Source organism: Pseudomonadota bacterium, assembly GCA_030775045.1.
In the GTDB taxonomy this organism is placed as follows: domain Bacteria; phylum Pseudomonadota; class Alphaproteobacteria; order JALYJY01; family JALYJY01; genus JALYJY01.
On record JALYJY010000124.1, the window covers coordinates 611 to 3,940 of the forward strand.

Annotated in this window: 6 protein-coding genes; 5 read left to right on the top strand and 1 reads right to left on the bottom strand. The window is 55.2% G+C overall.

Annotated elements, in window-relative coordinates; translation table 11 throughout:
* From M3O22_08810 to M3O22_08830, 5 genes are all read left to right on the top strand, one after another.
* The coding region (locus tag M3O22_08810; GenBank protein ID MDP9196841.1) for a methionine--tRNA ligase at positions 1-302 on the top strand (302 nt) is incomplete at its 5' end.
* Between the two features lie 61 nt (positions 303-363).
* Positions 364-792 carry a hypothetical protein gene (locus M3O22_08815; protein ID MDP9196842.1) on the top strand — a complete coding sequence of 143 codons (429 nt, stop codon included), beginning with the start codon at positions 364-366 and terminating at the stop codon, positions 790-792.
* Positions 793-1,011: 219 nt separating this feature from the next.
* Entirely contained in the window at positions 1,012-1,419 is a 408-nt protein-coding gene (locus tag M3O22_08820; protein MDP9196843.1) for a cbb3-type cytochrome c oxidase subunit I, read from the top strand.
* Between the two features lie 80 nt (positions 1,420-1,499).
* Entirely contained in the window at positions 1,500-1,832 is a 333-nt protein-coding gene (locus M3O22_08825; protein MDP9196844.1) for a hypothetical protein, read from the top strand.
* Positions 1,832-2,158, top strand: coding sequence for a BolA family transcriptional regulator (locus tag M3O22_08830; protein ID MDP9196845.1), 327 nt, complete (start codon positions 1,832-1,834; stop codon positions 2,156-2,158). The genes M3O22_08825 and M3O22_08830 overlap by 1 nt, the downstream gene beginning before the upstream one ends.
* Here M3O22_08830 and M3O22_08835 read toward each other — a convergent pair.
* Positions 2,122-3,330 (bottom strand): hypothetical protein (locus M3O22_08835; GenBank protein MDP9196846.1); only part of this gene is annotated, 1,209 nt, incomplete at its 5' end. The two genes, M3O22_08830 and M3O22_08835, sit on opposite strands and share 37 nt — an antisense overlap.

The following is a 3,330-nucleotide window of genomic DNA, read 5'->3' on the forward strand; positions in this document are numbered from 1 at the left end:
TCTGGACGGTTGTCGGCCAGGCCAACCGCTATATCGACGAACAGGCTCCCTGGGCGCTGAAGAAAACCGACGTGGCGCGCATGAACACCGTCCTGTACGCGCTGGCCGAGGTCATCCGCCACCTGGCCATCCTGACCCAGCCGGTCATGCCGGATGCGTCAGCGCGCATCCTGGACCTGCTGGCCGTACCCGCCGACCAGCGCACCTTCGCGCACCTGACCTCTGCCCACGCCCTTACGGCCGGCACACCACTGTCACAACCTCAAGGGGTATTTCCACGGATTGAAGTAACGAAAGATTAACTTTCCGATGGCAGCATGTCCCTTGTGACTGTCACCATCAACATTCGCAGGGAGACACAGAATGACCAGACCAAACGTCGGCATCGGGATTATCAGTGACGGCGAATACACGCACTGTCGCGGCAAACTTCCAGCCCTGAGTGAGGAACAGGAACGCAAGCTGGCAGAATATGCCGCACGCGACGTACATCCCACAGCACAGATAACAACCGGAAAAGACGGCACACAGACGCTTGTTCTGGAATGGGGCAAAAAAAGAACAGGTCCAGAAATAGGTACCGTGTCGATTGAAGGACCGGCCGGGTTTTATGAATGCAGGCTTTACGGCCCGGACAAGGGACTTGGCGCCAGATGTGCCGACGCCCTGAAATCGGCCGCTGAATCCGTCAGACGGGCCCGCGATGCCGTCGTTGATTTCGTTGACCCCGCCGAGGCCGGGGTGAGACATGAGAGCAGACGGCGCATGAACCTGTTTGGTCCTTCCGCATAACACTGGAAAAACGGGCCTTTCTCTTCCTGCACACAGGGGGAGAAAGGTTCCCCGGCTGTCTCCACAAGGGGTTTCCAGCGGGCAGTGGTGGAAGAAAAGACCGGACAAGAATTTTCTGACAGACCCTGTGCAGCCTGTCCGGAAGATATTCCGAAACAGTTTGCAGCAGCGGGGCTCTGGCGGTAATCTTGTCCTGTTCTCAACCACGAGGTGCAGATCATGTCCGTCCAGATTCTCCAAACCGATGCCGTTACCCGTTCCGTCCAGGTGTCCCGCTGGTTTCTGCGCCTCGCCATTGTCTATCTGGTCTGCGGCATCGGCCTTGGCATGTACATGGGCGCACACGAGGACTTTACCTTCATGCCCCTGCATGCCCACATCAACCTTCTGGGCTGGGTCACCTCTGCCATTTTTGCCCTGACCTACCGGCTGGTTCCCGACATGGCGCGGACACGGCTGGCCTGGATCCACGTAATTGTATCCACTGTGGGCTTCCTGCTGATGATGACTGGCCTGGCTTTTCTCCTGCAGGGGGACACCTCCCTCAAGGCCGTTCTGATTACAGGTGAAACCCTGTCCCTGGCCAGCATTCTGATCTTTGCATGGCTTCTTTTCACCAGATTCTAGAGGTTCCGGAACCCCTTTATCTTTTGGGGCTGATGATTCATAATCATTTCCAAGCTTTTTCATGATGCAGGAATTTTTCCATGGCTGACAAACCTTCTGACAATCCCGGTACACCCGATATAAAACCCGGGGACAAGCCCAGTGATGTCTCCATCGACCTTCTGGTCAACGACGCAGGCGTCTGCTGTCTTGTCACGGACCGCAAACCGGCTGCGGATGTGGAGTGTGTGGCCTATCATCCGGCCAGCCGCCGCATGGCCCTGTTCTTCAAGGGTGGCGGCAAATTCCCCATGGAGCACAAGATCCTTGAGGAAATCCACCAGCGGCTGGAAAAAGTGGAAAACGTCAGCCTTATTGTGCTGACCGACGGCCAGCCCAGCTGGCACACCACGGTGCCCCTGAAAAAGATGTAATGGGCGAATACGCCGTCCGTATCCGCGCCAGGCTGGACGGGATGTTCAGCCCGTCTGCACTGGAAATCGAGGATCAGTCCGCCCGCCACGCAGGCCATGCGGGCCACGATCCCCGGGGCGAAACCCATTTCCGTGTGAAGATGGTTTCAGAGCGCTTCCGCGGCCTGTCCCGGGTTGAGCGGCACCGGCTGGTCCACGCCGCCTTGGCGGCCGAACTGGCTGAACGCGTCCACGCCCTGTCGCTGATCCTTCAGACGCCGGAAGAGGCGGAAACAAAACATCAGGAAAATCATGAACGGCCAGGGGCTGCCACTGACAGAGCCTGAGTCTGCATGTCAGGAGCAAGCTGTTTCCGGAGCTGCGCCAGGCCCAACGGCAACAGCATTTCATCCAGCATTTTCCGGAAGACATTGCCCTGCTGCGGAGTAAATTCCACCTCGAATTCAGCCAGCATCCTGTCCTGAAAATCCAGAAGTTGCGCCATGAATTTTCCTGTTCTGGCTTCAATCCTGGCGCGGGCCTTGCCGTCTTTTCCGTTGATAAATTCATCTCTGCTTTCCATTTCGGACTGCCACAGATTCTGCATCCTGATATCCCCGTCAGAAACAGCCTTCAGTAACTGCCCTGTACATGTTGTGGAAGCTGCATGCAAAACATGTGCCAGTGCGGCGCGATAATTTCCGTCCCCGAAATATCTGCCCCGGAACCCGTTCAGGAATCCGTTTGTGGTTTCTGCGAATTCCCCAAGTGCATGCTCTCCCTGCCTTTTCAGCCATGATCTGAGATTTTTCATGCCCTGCTTCTGGTAGTCTGGTTTGTTTTCATGAATATCAATTGCCCTGAAGTACATATCCAGGGGTTCAGCTACAAAAGATCCAGGCCCGCCAATCCCGGGAACAAGATTATGCTGCCGGTAACTTCTGCCAATTTCCGTATCCCGGGCCAGGGCAGCGTCATACAATTTTTCGGGCAGATGGAAATGCATGCCCAGTGCGTCATACGCTGACTTCACCAGAGATGTTACGACAAACAGAAAAAGATAATATGCCTGTGCTTCTGCATCGGCAGTTTTCTGGTCAGTCAAGGCCAGAGACGCCAGATCCAGATTGGAAATTCTTTCTGCAACAATCCCTGAAAGAGACGGACTGACCGGAAAACGGGACCTGCGTTCCTCAATGGCCTCGCCATGTTTCAGAAGTACTGCAACAGGAATGGCTGCGCCCATGTTGGATAGAGCCGCCAGCAATTCCAGAGAATCGCGGGGCAAATCAGTCCATTCTGTCAGCCCCAAGGCGAGAACGGCTATCAGATCAGCCTGCAGTTCTCCAAAATCCAGGGTATATGCAATATCAATATTCCCGTTTTCCGGAGAAGATTTTTCCACAAACTCCCTTGCCACAAGCTCCTCCAGTGGCTTTTTCAGAGTTTCAAGAAAATCCCGGATTTTATATCTTTCCCCTTCATCCCCCCTTTTCTGCAGCATCAGACGGTTCTGTAT

What these genes read in the sequence shown, in the direction of transcription:
- M3O22_08815 (MDP9196842.1), top strand. Translation starts at nt 364, where the DNA reads ATGACCAGACCAAACGTCGGCATCGGGATTATCAGTGACGGCGAATAC.
- M3O22_08830 (MDP9196845.1), top strand. Translation starts at nt 1,832, where the DNA reads ATGGGCGAATACGCCGTCCGTATCCGCGCCAGGCTGGACGGGATGTTC.
- M3O22_08825 (MDP9196844.1), top strand. Translation starts at nt 1,500, where the DNA reads ATGGCTGACAAACCTTCTGACAATCCCGGTACACCCGATATAAAACCC.
- M3O22_08820 (MDP9196843.1), top strand. Translation starts at nt 1,012, where the DNA reads ATGTCCGTCCAGATTCTCCAAACCGATGCCGTTACCCGTTCCGTCCAG.